The sequence below is a fragment of the uncultured Campylobacter sp. genome (assembly GCF_938045775.1).
In the GTDB taxonomy this organism is placed as follows: Bacteria; Campylobacterota; Campylobacteria; order Campylobacterales; family Campylobacteraceae; genus Campylobacter_B.
The window spans coordinates 19,595-37,877 of record NZ_CALIBH010000093.1 but is presented as its reverse complement, the minus strand read 5'-3'; the positions used below and the strand labels follow the sequence as shown (position 1 = coordinate 37,877).

The window sequence follows — 18,283 nt, the reverse complement described above, 5'->3', positions numbered from 1 at the left end:
ATTTCGGAATTTGGTAGTTTTAAATTTTACCTTGCCGAGGCCTTGGGGCGAGCGAAATTTAAACCGAATATTCAGCCCCTCTTTATATGTAAAGGAATATAATTTTAAAGTAAATACAAACTTTGATTTAAAGGAGAAAAGATGCAAAATCAAAGACGAGACCTACTAAAGGTGGCCGCTTTGGCGGCGGGCGCTGCGATGCTCGGTACGAGCGAACTAGCTGCGAGCGAAAAGGCGTTTAAGCTCTCAAAGCGCGATCATAGCAAGCAAAGAGCGCTGCTGCTCTCAAGCTCGGGCTACAAAGACACGAAGTATCTATCGCACGCGGTGTCGTGGATCGGTAAATTTGCACAGGAGAACAACCTCGCGGGCAAAAAAATCGTTTTTATTCCTTACGCGAGCCTGCGCAGGAGCTACGACGAATACGAAAAGCGCGTCAAAGAGGCGCTTGCGAGCTTAAATTTAAACATCGTCGGCGTCCACCACGCTAAAAACGCCGCAAAGGAAGTCGCGAGCGCGGATTGCATATTCGTAGGCGGCGGCAACACCTTCAAGCTCGTGCACGATATGTACGAAAACGAGCTCATCGCTCTGATTAGCAAAATGGTCGAGGACGGCACGCCGTATATCGGCTGGAGCGCGGGCTCGAATGTCGCGGGCGCTACGATGATGACGACGAACGATATGCCGATCATCGAGCCCGAGTCGTTTAATACCTTCAATATCTTCCCGCACCAGATCAATCCGCACTTCATCTCGGGCAAGCCTGCGGGGCACAACGGCGAGAGTAGAGAGGAGAGGCTGGAGGAATTTTTGATCGCTAATCAAAAATCGACGGTGTACGCGATGCCGGAGGGTACAGCGTTTTGGCTTGAGGGCGAAAAGGCGACCGTGCTAGGGCCTGCTGCGGTGCTTAAGATGAACTATAAGCAAAAGGTTAAGTTGATCGAGCCGGGTAGCTCATTTAAGTATTGATCGTACCCGCTCAAATTTAACCGATAGATGCGCCTGATCACCGCTCGTTTGAATGCGCAAATCGGTTAAATTTTTAATTGCGGCGCTCGGCTAAATTCGGGCGTCGCTTTTTAAATTTACGCGACAAAGCGCGTTTTGCTTATGTGAACGCGCGATCAAAAGATAAGCATCGATTTAAGCGGCGTGCGATCGCCGAAGCCATAAAAAGTAAAATTTAAAACGCAGATAAAATGCCCTACATCCACTTTCTTATGCCGCTCGGCGATTTTATTCCGTATATCGCGGATATCCTTGCCGGCTGCGGCGGGACGGTATATTTGCAAAAAAGAGCGCCTATGGCGCCGCCAAAACCGGTTCGAGTAACCGCCGAAACTTAACCGACCTGAGGCAAGGCTTAAAATTTTTATCTCGCCGGAATCGCCGCAAGAGCCCGAATTGCCTGCAAAGGTATTTTACGACGATATGTATCGAAGCATCTCGAAGGCATGGGCGGGCGGGAGACGCAAGAAGCTATAGATATGATCGCGCTACGGCTCCTCGCAAAAAATCAGGGCGCGGCTACTTGGGGAAATTTATCCGCGATCAAAAATAAACTAGAAAACGACGAAGCGATCGGTCGCGGGCTTAGCTGCGGCGCTTATTTTTACAAAGATTATTTTTACGCGAAGCGCTGCGCGGACGGTAAAATTTTAAAATTTGATCCGAACGACGACAAACTGCCGAATATTACGACGCCGTAAACGGGCGGCACCGCTAGCGCGAGCAAAAGGCGACGCTTACGCAAAAAAGCGCTGCTTGAATCACGCGCGCTTTTAGAATTTAATCGTTTTCCCGCCTAAACGGCTTGGTTATGCAAGAAAAAGCGGCATCACTCGCGCAAGGGCGCCCATGTAAGCAAAAAATCGCCCCGCCGCATCGTAAGCCGCACGATCTCAAAGCCGCCTTCGCCGCCGCTAGTTTGCGCCGCTTGCCGCAGACGGCTCGCAAAGGGCTATAAATTTAAAACGCCTGCAAATTTAAGCGTTTAGCTACTATAAACGTATCCACTCAGACGCCACATTAGGCTTCGTTGCAGGCGCAAATTTAAACGCCAGGGCGCAAGTAAATTAAATATAATGATCGCAACTAGGCTTACGCTCCTCGCATTTAATGTCGCTTTTACCGATCGCAAGCGAGCAAAGCGGCGAGTATCCCTCGGGGATGCCCACGCGAGCTGCGAGAACAGGCTCGTCAAAAAGCGTAACGACGACTGTATTTATCGGGCACGAAGCAAGCTCAAGCGAGGTTGCGCGAAGCTGCATATTTTGCATCACAGAACCCATCGCCCAGTAAATCCCGCGGTGTAGGTTTTCAAGCTTGGCGCCTTCGCATTCCTTCGGCAGTTCCGTCGCGAATTTACCCGAAAGCAAGATAAGAACGGGCGCGCCGTAAAGCGTAGTTTTGGTTTTCATCCCCATGTTTTCAAGCATTTTGCCGAATTTCTTAACGGCCGCCGCATCAAGCTCGCGCAAAAGATCTTTGTCCGTGATAACGCTTATGTGAGCATCCTTCGTGGTAAAAAGAGCGGGCGCTAGATACGCTGCCTCCAAAATCGCCTGGATCTCCTCTTTTGACGGGACTTCGGCGTTAAATTCGCGCACGCTTCGACGCTTTTTCATAGCTTCGAGTAGTTGCATTTTCTCTCCTTAAATTTGATTTTATATTTCAGGCTCGCCGCGCTTTACTCAAGCGCCCGCGAGCAGCCGTTTAGCCTAATATCTTTTTCACGCACGCTTTTATCTGTTCAAAGCTAGCCGTCGGCTCAAATCTCGCTATGACTTCGCCGTTTCTATCCACTACGAATTTCGCAAAATTCCATTTCACGCCGTCGCCTTCTAAAATTTCAGAGAAGTTGCTTTTTAGCGATTCTTCAAGTTTTGCGCTTAACGGATGGGCTACATCAAAGCCTTTAAACCCCTGTTTTGAAGTTAGAAATTTAAACAGCTCTATCGCACTCTCGCCGCGCACGTCGCCTTTTTTAAATAGCTCAAACGTTACGCCAAAATTTAGCTTGCAATTTTGCTCTATCGTCTCGTCGTCATCGGGTTCCTGATGAGCGAAATTATCGCTAGGAAAGCCCAATACGCAAAGCCCCTTGTCTTTAAACTCCTGATTTAGCACCTCAAGCTCCTCGTATTGGTTCGTAAAGCCGCATTTACTGGCCGTATTTGCGATAAGCAACACTTTGCCGCGGTACTCGCCCATAGATTTTTGCTCGCCTCTGCCTGTAGTTACGTTAATGTCGTAGATTTGTATTTTTCTCCTTTGTGGCACTTTTCGCCTTAAAATTTTTAATAAATTTTAGCGAGTGAATGTGTTCTCAGCGTGTTCTTTTGCGATTTTAAAAATTTATCTGCCGTCCCATTCGCCGCTCCTGCATTAAATTTGCCGAATTTTACCATAATTCGGCCGCCCTCTTGCGGCGCAAACGATCCTTTTTCATTGCCTTATTATGGCGCGGGCGAGCCTGAACGGCGCCGTATAAATTAACAAGATGAGGCACGGAATTTCCGTCCGATTGCAAAGCTTGAGTTTGAGTTTAAATTTAAAAAATCCGTCCCGCCGCCGTAAGTTGAAATTTTGCGCGATTGTTTTAAAATACGTTTAAAATTTTAAGGAGAGCTCATGGCATTTTCAGATTTTTTCAAAAAAGGTGGCAAAAATAGCGCAAACGCCGCAAAGATCGGCAAGACCGCGCAGGAGCGCAAGGATATAAGCATCGAAATTTTAAAATCGCAGGGCGTGCCGTATATCGATCATCTGCCGCTACGGTACGAGACGAGCGAGGTTTCCCCGCGCGAAAAAGACGAGGTCATCGCCCGCGCGATCTGCTCGTACGCGGCGATAATGTGCGCCTGCTCTATCAGAGACGAGGGCAAGCTCGCAGACGAGGATAAGCAGGGCGTACGGGGCTTTCTAGATAACCGCTACGGCTGCATAGACAAGCTCACGCGCATGGAGTGCCGCGTCGTGCAGGGCGAGGCGAGCCGCGACGAGGCCGTAAATATGGGCTGGAAATACGAGTCGCTGTGGGCGCTGATGTGGGCGATGGGGCTCGTGGATGAGCTTAGCTTTCCGAGCGAGATCTGCGATTGCGCCTTTGTGATGGACACCTTTAGCGGCGGTGATTTTTCGGAGCGCGTGAAGCTACGAGATACGGATGAAATTTTGCAGGCGCTTGATCTCATCTACCGCTACCACTGGGCGTGCGTCAATGCTCGCGTGCACGGCACGAATAGCGCGGGGCTCGACGAAGAGATCGTGATGGAGAGGCGCGGCGGGCTAGAGTGGCTGTGCTGCAAGGGGGCGGAGAACGATAATCTGACGGATGAATATAATGCGTGGGATTATCCGGACTTGAATACTTAGCAACCCCTCTTTCCTTTATACATCGTTGGAAACTTCGCCGAATTTCGGTCACGTATTATAATATACGCTCCTTCATTCGGCTCATTTCCGCCTCGTCTAAAGAAAAAATACTTCGCCTTATCTTTGCGCGCGCTGTCTTATTTTGCTATACGTCGTTGCATCTGAAATTTGCTCGGTTACATATTTACATACACGCTCCGCCCGCAAATTTCATCCCCGCCTCGTCTAGCTTTGCTATACTGCCGCCCGTATTTTTGCGCTAAAATTTAACCCTGATCGCGCGCTGTTTTTTCTAAATCCAAAATATGTGCCGACGGATCGAAAGGCATACCGAATGTGAGAATTTATGAATCAATTGGAGATTAAAATTTTAAAATTTTTCTTGCAAACTGCGCAAAGAGGATCACAAACGCAGATCCGTCGAAATTTTAGACGCGGCATGCCAAATTTCAGGGCGCCGCGGAATTTTAAAATTTAAAGTTGCGGGCGAGCAAGGCGCCCGTCCGCGTATTTTAAGCCCGCTAAATTTAAGCGGGCAACGTCTGCGCCGCAGACCTAGAAATTGCATCAGCCCTGCGTCGCAGCGCTTCCGTTCGCAAACGCCGCCGCATTGAGCGCCGCGTTGTAATCGGGCTCATCTACGATGTCGTCCGTGATCTGCTTGTAAGCGATCTTGCCTGCGGTATCCACGACGAAAATCGCGCGGCACGTTAGCCCCGCAAGCGTGCCGTCCGCGATCAGCACGCCGTATGCGCGCGCAAACTCCTTATCGCGAAAATCGCTTAGGGTGCGTAAATTTTTGATCCCCTCGGTCGAGCAAAATCTGCCCGCGGCAAACGGCAGATCCATCGAGATCACGAAAACCTCGGTATTTTTTATACTCGCGGCGCGCTCGTTAAATTTGCGCGTCTCGATCGCGCACACGTCCGTATCCAGAGACAGCACGGCGATGATGACCTGGGCCTTGCCCGTGCCGCCACCGACTTTGACCTCGCTAAGATCGGCCGCGACCAGACTAACCTATGGCGCCTCATCTCCAAGCTTAAGCTCGCTACCCGAAAGACCGACGCTTACGCCTTGCAATTTGGTTTATTGCATAATTTTCCTTTGTTTTGAAATATTTAAAACGGGCGCATTATAGCCCGCGAAAGTAAACGCCTGCTAAATCCGAGAACAGGCGAGCTCGGGCGTCGGCTCGGCCGATATGATCGGCGCGTAGATCGCTCTGCGAAGATCAAATTTTACGGCGCAAAGCGGCGGCAAAATTTAAACACCCGCCTGCGGAAAATATCGCAACTTAACATAAAGCGCTGACGATCGCAATCCGATATAAGTCTATAATAGCGCTCCGCCTTGAGGCTACGCCGAAGGTAAAATTTCGCCCCGTTTGCGCGATTCCGCTTGCGGCGATTTTATCCGTAAATAAAAATCAAAGCGATAGCGCTGCGTATGTTTAATCCGCGAGGGAATAAATTTTGATAAAGCAAATAGACGACGCCGCGCGCACTTTAAGTTATGCTTTAAATTTTTAAATTTAATTGAAATTTTTTGATCTAAATTTACGATCGGCGGAAGTTAAAATTTATGAATTGAAATTTTATTCGGAGTCGGAGTATGAATTTAAATTTACGCTAGTAAAGCGGGTTAAATTTGAAGGGCTATTTTAAAATTTCAAGAAGCGCCAGGGTTGGCGATAAAGCTATCGCCGCACCCTAGCGTCCATTAAGCTTAGCCGTTGCGCTTTTTGATGATCTCTTCGCCGACGTTTTTAGGAACCTCGTCGTAGTGATCAAATTCCATCGAATAGGTCGCGCGACCCTGCGTCTGAGAGCGCAGATCGGTCGAGTAACCGAACATCTCCGAAAGCGGGCAAAACGCGTCGATGATCTTGTTGCCACCGCGCTCGCTCATATTATTAACCTGTCCGCGGCGCTTGTTTAGATCGCCGATGACGTCGCCCATATACTCCTCAGGGGTTTCTACCTCGACCTTCATCATAGGCTCCAAGATTACGGCACCCGCTTTTCTAGCGCCCTCTTTAAAGCCCATAGAAGCGGCGAGTTTGAACGCCATTTCGGAGCTATCGACTTCGTGGTAGCTTCCGTCATAGACTGTTACGCGCACGTCCTCGACCGGATATCCCGCCAAAACGCCGTTTTGCATCGCCTCTTGGCAGCCTTTATCGACTGCAGGGATGTATTCTTTCGGAATCGCGCCGCCTTTGATATCGTTTACGAACTCATATCCGGTGCCAGGCTCCAAAGGCTCTAGGCGCAAAAATACGTGACCGTATTGACCGCGACCGCCCGACTGCTTGGCATATTTGTATTCCTGCTCGACCTTTTTGCGGATAGTCTCGCGATATGCGACCTGCGGCTGTCCGACCTCTGCTTCGACTTTAAATTCTCTAAGCATTCTATCTACGATGATCTCGAGGTGCAGCTCGCCCATTCCCGAAATGATCGTCTGTCCGCTCTCCTCGTCGGTCGCAACCCTAAAGCTTGGATCTTCTTGCGCCAATTTTTGAAGCGCGATACCCATTTTTTCTTGATCGGCTTTGGTTTTAGGCTCTACCGCTACACTGATAACGGGATCAGGAAATTCCATACGTTCTAAAATTACTTTATCTTTTTCGCTAGCTAGCGTATCGCCCGTAAGAGTATCTTTCAGACCCACGACGGCACCGATCTCGCCCGCATAAAGCTCTTTGATCTCTTCGCGTTTATTCGAGTGCATTCTTAGCAAGCGGCCGATGCGCTCTTTTTTACCCTTGCCGGTATTTACGACATAGCTGCCGCTTTCCAAAACGCCGCGATATACGCGCACAAATGTAAGCTGACCTACGAAAGGATCGGTCATAATCTTAAATCCAAGACCCGCGAACTCACCCTCATCGGTAGAGCTTACGTGAACCTCGCTGCCGTCCTCATACTGACCCTTAATCGCAGGCACTTCATCAGGCGCAGGTAGATAATCTACGACCGCATCTAGCAAAGGCTGCACGCCCTTATTTTTAAACGCGGTGCCGCATAGCATAGGAAAAAAGCTTAGGCTTAAGCAGCCTTTCTTGATGCCCTTTTTAATCTCTTCTACGCTTAGCTCTTCGCCGTTAAAATACTTCTCCATCAAAGCTTCATCAGTCTCTGCTACCGCCTCAATCATCTTGTCGCGGTACTCTTGCGCTTTTTCTCGTAATTCAGCAGGAATTTCAACGATCTCGGGAGCAGAAGGACCCTTGCTATCGTCCCAAACGAGCGCTTTCATAGTAACCAAATCGATAACGCCTTTAAAATCGTCCTCAGCGCCAATCGGAATTTGAATCGGAACCGGATGTGCTTTTAGTCTATCTTTTACCTGCTGTTCGACATTATAAAAATTTGCGCCGACGCGGTCCATCTTATTTACGAAAATGATGCGTGGAACATGGTATTTATTCGCTTGACGCCAAACGGTCTCGCTTTGAGGCTGAACGCCACCTACAGAGCAAAATACTGCTACCGCGCCGTCTAAAACGCGCATCGAGCGCTCGACTTCGATAGTAAAGTCAACGTGACCCGGGGTGTCGATCAAATTTATCTGATGATTATTCCAAAAGCAGGTAGTTGCCGCAGACGTGATCGTGATGCCGCGCTCGCGCTCTTGCTCCATCCAGTCCATAGTAGCAGCGCCCTCGTGAACCTCGCCGATCTTATGACTCATGCCGGTAAAAAATAGAATTCTTTCGCTTGTAGTGGTCTTTCCGGCATCGATGTGGGCGGCAATACCGATGTTTCTAACCATATGTAAAGGGGTTTTTCTTGCCATGATGCCCTCCTACCAACGATAATGCGCGAAAGCTTTGTTGGCTTCCGCCATCTTGTAGGTATCTTCTTTCTTTTTAAATGAAGAGCCTTTAGAATTTGCGGCGTCCATAAGCTCGTAAGCCAGGCGCTCTATCATCGTGCGCTCGCTTCTTTTTCTTGCAAAAGAGATGATCCAGCGAATAGCCAAAGCCTGCTGGCGAGCCGGTCGTACCTCGATCGGAACCTGATATGTGGCGCCGCCTACACGACGAGATTTTACCTCCATCAAAGGTTTAACGTTATCGATGGCATCGTTAAAAATTTCGATGCCTTTCTTCTCACCGCCTTTATTGTCGATGAAATTTAAGGCGCCGTACATAATCTCGGTAGCGACGCTCTTTTTGCCGTCGAACATAAGCGAATTAATAAATTTTGTGATTACCTTGCTGTCATAAATCGGATCAGGCATAACTTCCCTAACGGGAGCTTTTCTTCTTCTCATTTTATTCCTTCAAATTTTAAAATTTTACTCAAACTCGGCAAAATCTAGTGCCGGTCTGTTTCGGCTAAACTATTTTTTAGGTCGTTTAGCACCGTATTTTGATCTTGCAACGGTTCGTTTCGCAACGCCTGCAGTATCGAGCGCACCGCGGACGATGTGATATTTAACGCCCGGTAGGTCCTTTACGCGACCGCCGCGAACTAGCACGATGGAGTGCTCTTGTAGATTGTGACCTTCACCGCCGATATAGCTGATGACTTCAAATCCGCTAGTAAGCCTTACTTTGGCAACTTTACGAAGCGCTGAGTTTGGCTTTTTAGGGGTCGTAGTATAGACCTTAGTACAAACTCCTCTTCGTTGAGGGCAATTCTTTAGCGCCGGAGACTTCGATTTCTCGGTAATCTTCTTGCGCTCTTTTCTGACCAATTGATTTATGGTTGGCACATCTTTCCTTTCACAAAAATTTATTCAAAAAGATTTGGATTATACTTTGTTTAAACTTACAGAAACGTAAATTTAACTAAATTTTAATCTCTAATCAGTACAAACTCTCCGCCGCCGCAGATCACTAAGCAGATCGCAGCAGAAAGATACAGATATATGATTTCCAGCTCAAATCCGCCCACGCCGGTAAGCGCGCTCAACGGAGTGTGTAGGACATATATTATCATGAGCACGTTTGCGATCACAAGCAGAGCGCCTATGCGGCAAAATACGCCTATGATTATCATCGCTGGCGCCAGCACCTCGCCTACGTATGCGCCGTAAGCCACTAAATCCGGAATTCCTCTGGCTACCAGCATCGATTTTACGCCGTCGATACCATGAGTAAGCTTAAAAATTCCGTGCATTAAAAGACAAACTCCAAGCCCCAACCTGATAAACAACAGACCGAAATTTATGTTGATCATATTCATGTTTCATCCTTTAAATTTAGGGCTTGCGCCCAAAATTATTTTTTGAGTTTAACTTCCTTATCTTTATACAGACCTGTTCCGACCGGAATTATGCGACCTAAAATCACGTTTTCTTTTAAGTCCTCCAATCGGTCAAATTTACCCGCGATACTAGCCTCGGTTAGAACCTTCGTAGTCTCTTGGAAGGACGCTGCCGAAATGACGCTATCGCTTCCTACGGCCGCACGAGTTACGCCCAGTAGCACGGACTCCGCGATCGCAGGCTCGCCACCAATTTTCATAATGCGCTCGTTTTCTTCTCTAAATCTACGGCGGCTAATCAGATCGCCGACGATTAGCTGAGTATCGCCGCTATCGACAATTCGAACCTGGCGGAGCATCTGAGATACGATAATCTCGATATGCTTATCGCTGATGACGACGCCTTGAGAGCGGTAAACCTGTTGAATTTCGCTTATCAGATAGTAATGCAGCGCCTTTTCGCCTAAAATTCTAAGCACGTCGTGCGAGCTGATAACTCCGTCGGTAAGCTTCTCGCCAGCGTGGACGAACTCGCCGTTTCGCACTTGGATCTGGCGGCTCTTATCGATCAGATACTCCGCACTCGTTCCATCCTCGCCCTCGATTACGATGCGCTCTTTTGCGCGCAGTGCCTTATCAAAGCGGACGGTTCCGTCGATGTCCGCGATAATCGCGGTATTTTTCGGACGGCGCGCCTCAAATAGCTCCGATACGCGCGGCAAACCGCCGGTGATATCTTTTGATTTCGCAGCAGCCTTCGGCGTCCTAGCCAAAATATCTGCAATCGCTACTTGATCGCCCTTATTTGTAAAAATCGCAGTTTTCGGTCCTAGATTATATTTGATAGGCTCACCCTTGCTAGGAGTTACGATGATAGCCGGTTTAACGCCCTGCGGTAGATATTCGTTGATAACCAAACGGCTTTGACCGGTAGTCTCGTCATATTGCTCCGTAGCGGTGTATCCCGGCTCGATATCCTCGAAGCTGATCTTACCCTCGCACTCTGCTGCTACCGGGATAGAATACGGATCCCACTCAGCGATAATCAAGCGATCGTCTTTCTTAGGCTTAGCGATAAGATCTTCGCTTTTTACGACGCTATTATCATCATAGGTAATGACCGATTCGCGCGGTATATAGTGGCGGATCGCCTCTCTGCCGTTGTCATCGGAGATGACTACGTACATACCCTTTTCGCTTACGATGTGACCTTTTTTGATATCTCTTAGTCTCTCCAAATAATCACCCTTTAGGATGAAATATTTAAGCGTACCATTTGCTCCAGCTTTGATCTTTTGGGTTACCGGCTCGCCGTCTTTGACGCGAAGTTCGCTGGCAAACGGAATTCGAGTAGGGATATTCCAGTCTTCTTTTATAACCTCTACTAAACTATCATTTTCCCCAACGGTTTCGCCGTCTTTGAAAACGATGTAGAATTTCCCCTCTACCTTGCCGCTTACGCCTGCAAGCTCGGTAGGCTTGGCTAGATCGTGGCGTCGGATAGTATATTTAAATTCTTCTTTCTTACCTTTTAGCGTTATATTTACGTCGTCGTGAGTTATATCGATGCTTACCTTGCCGGTAATTGGAGCTTTGATCTTTGGCTCTACCAAAAGCACCGCAGCGTTTCTGCGGTTCATTACGATATTTTTGCCGCCGTTTTCGTAGGTCTTTACGTTGTAATATCTGATAAAGCCTTCTTTATCGGCGATTACTTGGCGATCTTGCTGCTCGGTAGATGCTGTACCGCCAGCGTGGAAGGTTCGTAGCGTAAGCTGCGTACCCGGCTCGCCGATTGATTGCGCAGAGATGATACCAACCGCTTCACCCGGTTTTACCAGCTTGCCCTCACCTAAATTTACACCATAGCACTTCGCACAAACCCCTTTTTCAGCCTTGCACGTAATAGGCGTACGGATGCTTACGGATTTGATGCCGGCATCGACTATGGTGCGCACCTCGTTAACGCCCAGAAGCGTGCCTTCGGTGAATAAAATTTCATTCGACACCGGATCAATCACATCCGAGCTTAGCACCCTACCCATAATCCTATCGGCTAGGCTTTCGATCTGGGTTCCGTTTTCTACGATCTCAGTAACCTCGATACCCTCGTGCGTGCCGCAGTCGTGCATCGTAACTCTAACATTTTGCGCGACATCGATCAGCTTTCGCGTCAGATAGCCCGCGTTTGCGGTCTTTAGCGCCGTATCGGCAAGACCTTTACGCGCGCCGTGAGTCGAGATGAAGTACTCGTTTACATTCAGACCTTCTCTAAAATTTGAAGTGATCGGCGTTTCGATGATTGAGCCGTCGGGCTTACTCATAAGACCTCTCATGCCCGCTAGCTGCTTGATCTGCTCAGCGCTACCTCGCGCGCCGCTATCGGCCATCATATAGATGGAGTTAAAGCCATCCTTGTCCTTCTCCATCATCTTCATCATCTCATCGGCTAGCTTTTTGCTGGTGCTGGTCCAGATGTCGATCGTTTTATTATAGCGCTCGCCGTCAGTTAGCAAGCCCGCGCCGTATTGGTTCTGAACCTCTCTAACCTGCTTTTTAGCCTCTTCGACGAGGCTTGCTTTGGACTTCGGCACGATGATGTCCGAAACGGAGATCGAAACGCCCGCTTTAGTCGCGGATTCAAAGCCTAAATTTTTAAGATTATCCAAAAATTCCGCGCTTATCTCAAGGCCGCCGTTTTTATAGACATAATCGACGAGCTCAGCGATATCCTTTTTCTTCATGATCTTATTCCAAAGATGATCCGGAATGAAGCTAGGCAGGATCGATTTGATGATCAATCGCCCCGCGGTCGTAAAGATAATGCGATGATCGATCATCGTTTTAATTTTAGCGTGGATGTCTAGGGCGTTTGCCTCCACGGCGAGCATTACTTCATCGACGTTTGCAAAAATTTTATTTGTTCCTTTTGCACCCGGCTTTTCGAGGCTTAGATAATAAATTCCTAAAACCATATCCTGGCTAGGCACCGCGACAGGCTTTCCGCTCGCAGGAAGCAAGATGTTCATCGAGCTAAGCATTAAAATTTTACATTCCGCGATCGCCTCTTGGCTAAGCGGCACGTGCACCGCCATCTGATCGCCGTCGAAGTCCGCGTTGAACGCGGCGCAGACTAGCGGATGCAGCCTGATCGCCTTACCCTCGACGAGCACGGGATGAAACGCCTGAATAGACATCTTATGAAGCGTCGGCGCGCGGTTTAGCATAACCGGGTGATCCTTTACGACCTCCTCCAAGCACTCCCAGACCTCGTTTAGTTTATTTTCGATCATCTTTTTGGCCTGCTTAACGGTCGTTGCGTAGCCCTTCTCTTGCAGGCGGGCGATTAGATGCGGCTTGAATAGCTCAAGCGCCATCGTCTTAGGCAGACCGCACTGATCCATGCGTAAATTTGGACCTACGACGATGACGGAACGACCGGAAAAATCCACGCGCTTGCCGAGCAAATTTTGACGGAAGCGACCCTGCTTGCCCTTAATGATCTCGCTTAGAGATTTAAGCGGTCGCTTATTGGCGCCCTTTACGGCGTTGGCGCGACGTCCGTTGTCAAAAAGCGCATCCACCGCCTCTTGAAGCATTCGTTTTTCGTTGCGGATGATGATCTCGGGTGCGTCGAGCTCCATCAGCCTTTTGAGCCTAGAATTTCGATTTATGACGCGGCGATACAGATCGTTTACGTCCGAAACCGCAAATTTTCCGCCTTCAAGGCTAACGAGCGGGCGTAGATCGGCAGGTAGCACGGGAAGATTCGTAATCATCATCCACTCGGGCTTATTGCCGGAATTTAAAAAGCTCTCGACGACCTTTAGACGCTTGACGATGGTTTTTTTCTTCGCTTCGGAGTTTGTATTAGCCATCTCCTCTTTCAAAGAATTTAAAATTTCAACTAAATCAAGCTCGGCTAGCATATCGCGGATTACCTGACCGCCCATTTTGGCGACGAAGCCCGTCTGCGAAAAGCGCTCTTTTAGGCTCTGGTACTGCTCTTCGTTTAAAACGTCGTATTTCTCGACCTTTTTAGAATTTTCATTATCGTAAAACGCCTCGCCTGCACTTTCTACGATATACGCCTCGTAGTAAAGCACGCGCTCGAGATCCTTCATCTTGATGTTTAGCAGCGTACCGATGCGGCTAGGTAAGGAATTTACGTACCAAATATGCGCCACCGGCGTTACCAGCTCAATATGCCCCATTCTAGTGCGGCGAACCTTCGAGCTCGTGATCTCGACGCCGCACTTTTCGCACTTCCAGCCCTTATAACGCATCTTTTTATACTTGCCGCAGATGCACTCATAATCCCTTACGGGGCCGAAAATTTTAGCGCAAAAAAGACCGTCGCGTTCCGGCTTGAGCGTGCGGTAATTGATGGTTTCGGGCTTTTTGACCTCGCCGTGGCTCCATGCTTTGATCTGCTCGGGGCTAGCGAGTCTGATAGCAAACGCGTCGAAGTCGTGAACTCTAGCGTCCTCTTTTATTTCTATTCTTTCTAAATTTGAATTATCGCTCATTTATTCTCTCCATTCTCGTAAATTTCAACGTCTAGAGCAAGCGATTTAAGCTCGTTAGTTAAAACAAAAAATGTCTCAGGAATTCCGGTAGACGGAACGTTTTCGCCTTTTGTCAGCGCCTTATACGCAGCCAAGCGTCCGTCGACGTCGTCGGATTTGATCGTTAGCATCTCGCGAAGCGTGTATGCAGCGCCGTATGCCTCCAGAGCCCAAACTTCCATCTCTCCGAATCTTTGACCGCCGAATAGCGCCTTGCCGCCGACCGGCTGCTGCGTAACTAGGCTGTAAGGACCGGTGCTTCTTGCGTGAACCTTCTCGTCGACTAGGTGGTGTAGTTTGAGATAATACATGCAGCCCACGTTTACGCGCTCTTTGATCTTTTCGCCGGTGCGACCATCGTAAAGCTCGGTCTTGCCGTCCTGATCGATGCCCGCCATCTCAAATAGCTTTTTGAAATCCTCCGGCACGATACCTTCGAATATCGGAGCGGAAAATCTAACGCCCTTAGCCCAGTCTCTAGCGTATTTTAAAAGATCCTCGTCGCTGATCTTCTCAAGCGTTTTTTTAGCCTGCATTAGTTTGGAAACGCCTGCGATCTCAATCATTTTGGCGCGAAGGGTTTTTATCCATTCACCCGTTTTCTCCTCTAAAATTTTAGCGATCTGCTCGCCTAAGCGCCAGCCCACAAGGCCCAAGTGGCTCTCCATTATCTGACCGATATTCATACGACTTGGAACGCCGAGAGGATTTAGCACGATATCCACGCGCTGTCCGCTAGGCAGATACGGCATATCGACCTCAGGAACGATATTTGAAACGATACCCTTATTTCCGTGGCGGCCCGCCATCTTATCGCCCACTTTTAGCTTGCGCTTAGTCGCGATATAGACCTTTACGAGCTTAACGACGCCGCTTGGCAAGATATCGTCTTTTTCTAAAATTTCGATCTTTTCGTCATGCTCCTCTTTGAGCTTGCGCTTCTCGTTTTGGAAATGGTTTTTTAGCTCTTCGTATTCCTTCTGAACAGCTTTAGAATAAGCCTTGACAAAGGAATTTAACGTAAAGCGGTTGGAGCTTTCAAGCTCCTCTTTTTTAACCTTATCGCCCTTTTTATAATCTTTTTTATTTAGGCTTTGATCGCTTTGCAAAGCGCTTTTTGAAAGAAGCGCCACTACCTTTAACATCTCTTCTCGATCGAGCATCAAAAGCCTATCGTGATGCTCCCTTTCGAGCTCGGTTTTTTCATCTTCATAGGCTTTGTTCGTGCGTGGATCTTTCTCGTAGCCCTTTTTGGTAAAAATTTTAACGTCGATTACCACGCCTTCCATCGAAGCGGTAGCGTAAAGAGATTTATTTACCACATGTCCCGCCTTCTCGCCGAAGATCGCGCGTAAAAGCCTCTCTTCAGGCGTCGGTTTAACCTCGCCTTTCGGAGTTACCTTGCCTACTAGGATCATGCCCGGCTTTACGTGAGTACCGATCTTTACGATACCGCTATCATCGAGGTGGGTAAGCTCCTCCTCTTTGATATTAGGGATGTCGCGCGTGATCTCCTCCACGCCGTCTTTAAGCTCTCTAGCCTCGATCTCTTTTTCATAAACATGCACGCTGGTGTATTCGTCGGCACGAATCATCTTTTCGCTCATGACGACGGCGTCCTCATAATTATAGCCATGCCACGGCATGAAAGCTATGAGGGCATTTTTGCCGATCGCGAGCTCGCCGCCGTCCATGCTAGGACCGTCGGCTATGATTTGACCTGCCTTTATCACGTCTCCTTTTCGCACGATAGGGCGCTGTGAAAAGGTAGTGTTTTGGTTGGTGCGTAAATTTTTCTCCATCGAGTAGTGATCGATAAACGGTCCCTTCTCGTCTTCGCCCAAAATGAATATGTTTTTATTATCGACCTTTTCTACGACGCCGTCGCGTTTAGCCTTGATCGCTTCCCACGAATCTCGTGCGATTATCGCTTCCATGCCCGTTCCAACGATAGGGGCGGTAGAGTGTAGAAGCGGCACGGCTTGGCGCTGCATGTTCGAGCCCATAAGTGCGCGGTTAGCATCGTCGTGCTCCAAAAACGGAATCAACGACGCCGCTACGCCCGCGACCATACCGGAGCAAAGATCAATCAGCGAAATATCCTCGCGCTTAGCCATGATGTTTTCGCCGTCTTTTCTGACCTCCAAAAGCTCCTCTACGATATTGCCCTCTTCGTCCAATTTAGCGGACGCAGGAGCGATTACGAGCCCCTCTTCCTGCGTAGCGGTAAGATAGACGATCTCATCGGTAACCTTGCCGTTTACGACCTTTTTATACGGAGCTTCGACGAAGCCTAGATCATTTACCTTCGCATAGGTCGCTAGGGTGTTGATCAGGCCGATGTTTTGGCCCTCCGGAGTTTCGATAGGACAAATTCTACCGTAGTGCGTAGGATGGACGTCACGCACCTCAAAGCCTGCGCGCTCTTTAACCAAACCGCCCTCGCCCAGCGCGGATAGACGACGCTTATGCGTAACCTCGCTAAGCGGGTTGGTCTGATCCATAAACTGGCTTAGCTGACCGCCGGTGAAAAATTCCATAAGCGTAGTGGTGATGATTTTAGGGTTTACGAAATCATACGGCATAAGCTCGTCTAAATTTCCGCTAATGCCGGTAAATTTATCTTTGATCGCCTTTTGAACCTTGATAAATCCAAGGTGCATCTCATTTGCCAAAAGCTCTCCGATCGAGCGGATGCGGCGGTTTCCAAGATTATCGCGATCATCGATGAAGCCGTCGCCGTTTTTAACTCTAATTAGATATTTCGCCGTCTTGATAATATCCTCGCTGGTTAGTACGGTTACGTACTCCGGCGCCTCGATGCCTAGTTTATGGTTCATCTTCATACGGCCGACTTTAGTTAGATCGTAGCGCTCCGGGTTGAAAAACAGATCGTTTACGAAGCTCTTTGCCGCTTCTTTTACCACCGGCTCGCCCGGGCGCATAACCTTGTAAATTCTAATCGCAGCCAGATCGTTCTCGTCGTCTATGCCCTCACTTTGCTGCAAGAGCTTAAGCGCGTCAGCATCTTGAATGAAAGAATTTATGATAGAAGTATCTACGCCGCTAGCTAGGTCGTTAGCGATCGTAAATTTTTTCTCGGCGTTAGCGATCTTGGCTAGCTTGCCCTCATCTAGCGCAGTTAGCGAATCAAAAAGTACCTCGCCGCTGTTTTTATCGACGATGGCATCGGCTAGGTAGCGCTCGGCTAAAATTTCAGCTGGATACTCGATGAGTTTTAGTCCGTCCTCTGCTAACTTCTCCGCTTTTTTGGATGTTAGGCGCTTGCTTGCTTGATGAAGCACTTCGCCCTTTTCGTTTATAATGTCGTAATCGAGCCTGCCCGCGTATTCTTTCGGATCGAAATCGGTTAGGAATTTTCCTTTTTTAATATAGATCGTCTTAATAGGATAAAATAATTTTATTATGTCTTGTTTTTTGTAGCCTAGTGCGCGAAATAGGATCGTTATCGGAACCTTGCGCCTTTTATTTATGCGCACATATAGTACGTCTTTTACGTCGTATTCGAAATATAACCAGCTGCCGCGATCCGGTATTATTTGAGCGGTGTAGATGAGTTTATTTAAAACCGTAGGGCTCTCTTCCTCTTTGAAGATTACGCCCGGGCTTCTGTGCAGCTGATTTACGACTACGCGCTCTACGCCGTTTATGATAAATGAAATTCTATCGGTCATTAGAGGAATGTCGCGAATAAATATATCTTGCTCTTTGATCTCTTTTACGCCGATTTTTTTGCCCGTCTTTTCATCGCGCTCATGCACGAGTAAGCGGAGCTTCATCTTTAAATTTACCGAATAAGTAAGCCCTCTTTCCATGCATTCTCTAATCGAATACTTTGGCTTTGAGATTTCGCTGCTTACATACTCGATACTTAGTCTATTCTGTGCATCGTGGATAGGAAAAATGGCTTTGAAAACCTTCTCTATGCCGCTTTCTCCACCCGAGTTATCAAGATTTAAAAAATGATCAAAACTTTTCTTTTGTAGTTGTAATAAATTCGGAATTTCGATGTCTTTGGGAACCTTTGAAAAATCCACTCTAAGACGATTTCCTGAATATAGGCTGTTTAACATTCCACTACCTCGTAGT

General features: G+C 48.2%; 12 protein-coding genes and 1 pseudogene. 3 read left to right on the top strand and 10 right to left on the bottom strand.

Going from position 1 to position 18,283, the window contains the following annotated elements:
* Positions 1-141: 141 nt before the first annotated feature.
* Entirely contained in the window at positions 142-975 is an 834-nt protein-coding gene (gene pepE, locus Q0238_RS03530; RefSeq protein ID WP_297942947.1) for a dipeptidase PepE, read from the top strand.
* A gap of 155 nt (positions 976-1,130) precedes the next feature.
* On the opposite strand, the gene Q0238_RS03525 is transcribed toward pepE, so the two are convergent.
* On the bottom strand, positions 1,131-1,298 hold the full coding sequence (locus tag Q0238_RS03525; protein WP_297942945.1) for a hypothetical protein: 168 nt from the start codon (positions 1,296-1,298) through the stop codon (positions 1,131-1,133).
* Between the two features lie 162 nt (positions 1,299-1,460).
* Between Q0238_RS03525 and Q0238_RS03520 the strand changes: the two genes are divergently transcribed.
* Positions 1,461-1,715, top strand: a complete 255-nt coding sequence (locus tag Q0238_RS03520; RefSeq protein ID WP_297942943.1) for a hypothetical protein — start codon at positions 1,461-1,463, stop codon at positions 1,713-1,715.
* Between the two features lie 366 nt (positions 1,716-2,081).
* On the opposite strand, the gene Q0238_RS03515 is transcribed toward Q0238_RS03520, so the two are convergent.
* Together Q0238_RS03515 and Q0238_RS03510 are read right to left on the bottom strand one after the other, a co-directional pair.
* Positions 2,082-2,651 carry a nitroreductase family protein gene (locus Q0238_RS03515; protein WP_297942941.1) on the bottom strand — a complete coding sequence of 190 codons (570 nt, stop codon included), beginning with the start codon at positions 2,649-2,651 and terminating at the stop codon, positions 2,082-2,084.
* 70 nt (positions 2,652-2,721) lie between these two features.
* Positions 2,722-3,288 carry a glutathione peroxidase gene (locus tag Q0238_RS03510; RefSeq protein WP_297942939.1) on the bottom strand — a complete coding sequence of 189 codons (567 nt, stop codon included), beginning with the start codon at positions 3,286-3,288 and terminating at the stop codon, positions 2,722-2,724.
* Positions 3,289-3,639: 351 nt separating this feature from the next.
* Between Q0238_RS03510 and Q0238_RS03505 the strand changes: the two genes are divergently transcribed.
* Positions 3,640-4,383, top strand: a complete 744-nt coding sequence (locus Q0238_RS03505; RefSeq protein WP_297942937.1) for a DUF4272 domain-containing protein — start codon at positions 3,640-3,642, stop codon at positions 4,381-4,383.
* A gap of 567 nt (positions 4,384-4,950) precedes the next feature.
* Here Q0238_RS03505 and tpx read toward each other — a convergent pair.
* From tpx to rpoB, 7 genes and pseudogenes are all read right to left on the bottom strand, one after another.
* Positions 4,951-5,466 (bottom strand): annotated as a pseudogene (gene tpx, locus Q0238_RS03500) (thiol peroxidase).
* Positions 5,467-6,111: 645 nt separating this feature from the next.
* Positions 6,112-8,187: an elongation factor G gene (fusA, locus tag Q0238_RS03495; protein ID WP_297881524.1), complete on the bottom strand. Its 2,076-nt coding sequence runs from the start codon at positions 8,185-8,187 to the stop codon at positions 6,112-6,114.
* A 9-nt stretch (positions 8,188-8,196) separates the two neighbouring features.
* Positions 8,197-8,667 (bottom strand): 30S ribosomal protein S7, encoded by a 471-nt coding sequence (rpsG, locus tag Q0238_RS03490; RefSeq protein ID WP_177386837.1) that lies wholly within the window; start codon positions 8,665-8,667, stop codon positions 8,197-8,199.
* 69 nt (positions 8,668-8,736) lie between these two features.
* Complete coding sequence (rpsL, locus tag Q0238_RS03485; protein ID WP_005872613.1) at positions 8,737-9,111, bottom strand: 30S ribosomal protein S12; 375 nt, start codon at positions 9,109-9,111, stop codon at positions 8,737-8,739.
* Between the two features lie 83 nt (positions 9,112-9,194).
* Positions 9,195-9,584 (bottom strand): DoxX family protein, encoded by a 390-nt coding sequence (locus Q0238_RS03480; RefSeq protein ID WP_297942935.1) that lies wholly within the window; start codon positions 9,582-9,584, stop codon positions 9,195-9,197.
* Between the two features lie 35 nt (positions 9,585-9,619).
* Positions 9,620-14,134 (bottom strand): DNA-directed RNA polymerase subunit beta', encoded by a 4,515-nt coding sequence (rpoC, locus tag Q0238_RS03475; RefSeq protein ID WP_297942933.1) that lies wholly within the window; start codon positions 14,132-14,134, stop codon positions 9,620-9,622.
* Entirely contained in the window at positions 14,131-18,267 is a 4,137-nt protein-coding gene (rpoB, locus tag Q0238_RS03470) for a DNA-directed RNA polymerase subunit beta (protein WP_297942931.1), read from the bottom strand. Before rpoB ends, rpoC begins: the two co-directional genes overlap by 4 nt.
* Positions 18,268-18,283 lie beyond the last annotated feature (16 nt).

Coding starts and splice junctions, on each gene's coding strand:
- rpsG (WP_177386837.1), bottom strand. CDS start 8,667: ATGAGAAGAAGAAAAGCTCCCGTTAGGGAAGTTATGCCTGATCCGATT.
- Q0238_RS03480 (WP_297942935.1), bottom strand. CDS start 9,584: ATGAATATGATCAACATAAATTTCGGTCTGTTGTTTATCAGGTTGGGG.
- fusA (WP_297881524.1), bottom strand. CDS start 8,187: ATGGCAAGAAAAACCCCTTTACATATGGTTAGAAACATCGGTATTGCC.
- Q0238_RS03520 (WP_297942943.1), top strand. CDS start 1,461: ATGGGCGGGCGGGAGACGCAAGAAGCTATAGATATGATCGCGCTACGG.
- rpoB (WP_297942931.1), bottom strand. CDS start 18,267: ATGTTAAACAGCCTATATTCAGGAAATCGTCTTAGAGTGGATTTTTCA.
- rpoC (WP_297942933.1), bottom strand. CDS start 14,134: ATGAGCGATAATTCAAATTTAGAAAGAATAGAAATAAAAGAGGACGCT.
- Q0238_RS03505 (WP_297942937.1), top strand. CDS start 3,640: ATGGCATTTTCAGATTTTTTCAAAAAAGGTGGCAAAAATAGCGCAAAC.
- pepE (WP_297942947.1), top strand. CDS start 142: ATGCAAAATCAAAGACGAGACCTACTAAAGGTGGCCGCTTTGGCGGCG.
- Q0238_RS03515 (WP_297942941.1), bottom strand. CDS start 2,651: ATGCAACTACTCGAAGCTATGAAAAAGCGTCGAAGCGTGCGCGAATTT.